At 49.9% G+C, this 3,312-nt stretch carries 3 protein-coding genes; 2 read left to right on the top strand and 1 reads right to left on the bottom strand.

Annotated features, from left to right (window positions below):
- Positions 1 to 435, bottom strand: a 435-nt coding sequence (locus DXZ20_RS04475; protein ID WP_163703388.1) for an ATP-binding cassette domain-containing protein, incomplete at its 3' end; no start/stop codon positions are given.
- Positions 436 to 712: 277 nt separating this feature from the next.
- Here DXZ20_RS04475 and DXZ20_RS04470 point away from each other — a divergent pair.
- Both DXZ20_RS04470 and DXZ20_RS04465 read left to right on the top strand, forming a co-directional pair.
- Positions 713 to 2,392, top strand: a complete 1,680-nt coding sequence (locus DXZ20_RS04470) for an ABC transporter substrate-binding protein (protein WP_163665944.1) — start codon at positions 713 to 715, stop codon at positions 2,390 to 2,392.
- A 307-nt stretch (positions 2,393 to 2,699) separates the two neighbouring features.
- Positions 2,700 to 3,312: ABC transporter permease (locus tag DXZ20_RS04465; RefSeq protein ID WP_163703387.1), on the top strand; the 613-nt coding region annotated here is incomplete at its 3' end.

Below are 3,312 nucleotides of genomic sequence, written 5' to 3'. Positions count from 1 at the left end.
GGCACATAGCTCCAGTGCCCTAACCTTAGCCCCTTGACGATCGAGGTCCTGATGTAATCGTAAGGCCTCAATCAGCTGGTCCCCACAGGTATATACCGGATTGAGGGATGTCAGCGGCTCCTGAAAAATCATGGAAACCAATTTGCCCCGATACTGTCTGCGCTCTTCACGGGAAAGCTTAAGCAGATCCACCGGTTGCGCATCCGACAACGAGGGATCTCGAAACCAGATTTCTCCCGATTGTCTTGTGCCTGATGCCAGCAGCCCAATTAAAGCTAGGGATGTCACCGACTTACCCGACCCCGACTCACCGACAAGACTCAATGTCTCACCTGCGGTTAGGGAAAACGAAATAGACTTAACCGCTGACACGTCACCGGCCTTGGCTGGGAATGTCACAGAGAGATTTCTAACATCAAGAATGGGAAGAGGCATATCGAGTCTGATAAGTAATGGGCAGAGACCAGGGCGACTTTTTCATTACCATTACACAATGTTTAGGGCGTTATTTATGTATTTGTTGTCCCGATTACAGGCTCTTTTTTTACTTTTGTCATAGAAATACGAAAAATTTGACATGTTGTTACGTGTATAAATTTACTCATTCTTTCTGAGATAGTTAATGTAGCGTTTGTTCTCAGGAACCACGTTAAAAGTTTAGGGTTTTTACACACGTCTCCCTAAAACTCTTCTCTGCTACTAGGAGTCATTTATGATTCGTCAACGATTTTTTTTCAGGCGACGCTTCCGCAGAATGCTGGCAATTATCTTTGCCCTCACACTCACGGCTGTGTTAGTCAACTGCGGTGGCACTCCCGATAGTGCCGGTGATACGCCTGGGGGTGACGAAGTAACCGCTACAACAACAGATACAGGCACCCTAGTGTTTGGTTCAGGAGGGCAGCCCGATAACCTCTCTTCCGGCGATGTTACGGATGGGGACTCCTTATATGTGCAGCTACAGATTTACAACCACCTGATGGGTAACGAGCCAGGCTCAACCGAACTTGTTCCTGAGCTAGCCACCGAATGGACCGCGTCTGAAGATGCCTTGACCTGGACCTTTAAGCTACAGGAAGGCATTAAATTCCATGATGGCACTGATTTTAACGCTGAAGCCGTAGTTTTTAACGTCAACCGCTGGTGGGACCCTGATTTTGAGTACGGTTTCCGCGACGAAGGTAAGCTATACGAAATTTGGAGCTACCTCTTTGGCGGGTTTAAGGGCGACGAAGCATCCGTTCTAGCCGACGTCAGCGCCGTGGATGACATGACCGTTGAGTTCAAGCTAGTTGAACCCTTCGCTGCGTTTCCAGCTGCGATCGCATCCGCCTATTTTGGCATTGCCAGCCCCGCCGCAATTCAAGAATCTGGAGCAGACTACGGCACCCCCTCTGGTTTAGCCGTGGGTACCGGACCGTTTGTATTTGAAGAATGGTTGAGCGGCGATCGCATTACCCTGACTAAATTTGACGACTATTGGCAAGAAGGACTGCCCAAAGTTGATCAGCTCGTCATTAGCTTTATTGAAGATCCTGCGGCTCGACTGGCACAGCTGCGAGCCGGAGCCCTTGACTTTACCGTTGACCTCACCCCCGACCAGCTGGCAGAAATCGAAGCAGATGCCAATGTGGAAGCGGTGTTCCGTCCCTCCTTTAACGTAGGTTTTCTAGCGCTGAATCCCAGCTACGAACCGCTATCAACACCAGAGGTGAGACAAGCCATTGCCCAGGCCATCAACAAGCCTGCCATTGTTGAAGCATTTTGGGGAGAGTTGGGTGTGACTGACGCCCATTTTATCCCCCCTTCCATGGAAGCCTTTACCAGCGATAGCGTGGGAGATTATGAGTACGATCCGGAGGCAGCTAAGGCTGCACTCGCAGCAGCAGGCTATCCCAATGGCTTTGACCTGGAACTGTGGTATATGCCAGTCAGTCGGCCCTATTTCCCTAATCCGAAACCGATCGCCGAAGCCTTTGCCGCAGAACTCAGCCAAATCGGTATCACAGTGAATTTGCAAACCAAGGACTGGGCAGCCTATTTAGAAGATCGCAACACACCACCTGGGTATCAATCCTTTATGCTAGGTTGGACCGGTGACTACGGTGACCCTGACAACTTTCTGTACTCTCACTTTGGCCCTGGCGCAACGCAAGATTTAGGTAACTACGAGAGTCCTGAAATGTTTGAGTTGCTTAACAAGGCCCGGGCTGAAACGGAACCAACAGAGCGCGAAAAACTGTACCAAGATGTGGATACGATGTTGTTTGATAAGGCATTGCGGATTCCCATCGTGCACTCTCAGCCGCTACTGGCTCAGCGCGTGGGTCTAGAAGGCTGGAGTCCCAGTCCACTGGGGAATGAACCTTTTCCTGCGGTGGAGAAGCCTTAGGGCAGTCTTTAAAGACAATGACCCGAAAGGTGGTCTTGATCTTAAATTAGCCCACTCTACGAGAAGCCGCTTTGGCGTTTACATCCTAAGTCCTTCTCCCTGGGGGAGAAGGACTTTGAGAGTGATCTGAAAAAGCTTTTCCCTCAGATAGCAAAAATTAAGTCATCTCCCCTTCTCCCTGGGGGATAAGGGGCAGGGGGATAAGGGCTTATCCAAGGTAGACATACCTTTCAAAACATTACCTGCTTCAAAAGTAAGACCAGCCCCATCCACTTTACTCACCCCACGTACCCTCAACAGAATCTCCATGGGTAGATATATTCTCAAACGCTTACTCCATCTAGTCCCAGTACTGCTGGGCATTTCACTCCTAGTCTTTGCTTTTTTACATCTGATTCCCGGCGATCCGGCCTTAGTTTTATTGGGTGACCGCGCTAACCCTGACCAGGTAGCCGCTCTGCGAGAGCGCATGGGCCTCAATGAACCGCTACCGCTACAGTATCTGTCCTTCCTGGGCAGCTTGTTAAAGTTTGATCTAGGCGAGAGTATTTTTACCGGCATCCCCATTTGGGATGAGATTAAGCTACGATGGCCTGCCACATTTGAGCTGTCCGTCTCAGCCATGCTCATTGCTCTTGTATTGGGTATTCCTGCTGGAGTAATCGCCGCTGTTCGCAAAAACAGCTGGATCGACAATCTCACCATGAGTGGCTCGCTGCTAGGAGTCTCGATGCCAGTGTACTGGCTGGGATTATTGCTGGTCTATCTCTTTGCCGTCAATTTGCAATGGCTGCCACCCAGCGGTCGTATTGGCATTGAGACAGGTTTAGCCTTTGAACCGATCACCGGCTTTTTTATCTTTGATGCCCTGGTTCAGGGTGACTTTGCCGCATTAAAAAACATTTTGTCTCATCTAGTGC

This window comes from Adonisia turfae CCMR0081, from assembly GCF_011009555.1.
Lineage (GTDB): Bacteria > Cyanobacteriota > Cyanobacteriia > Phormidesmidales > Phormidesmidaceae > Leptothoe > Leptothoe turfae.
Note: the sequence above shows the minus strand (reverse complement) of the source record. Positions and strands in the feature narration are given on the sequence as shown.

Bases quoted from the DNA above. Each gene is read 5' to 3' on its own strand.
- DXZ20_RS04470 (WP_163665944.1), top strand. From the start codon at position 713: ATGATTCGTCAACGATTTTTTTTCAGGCGACGCTTCCGCAGAATGCTG.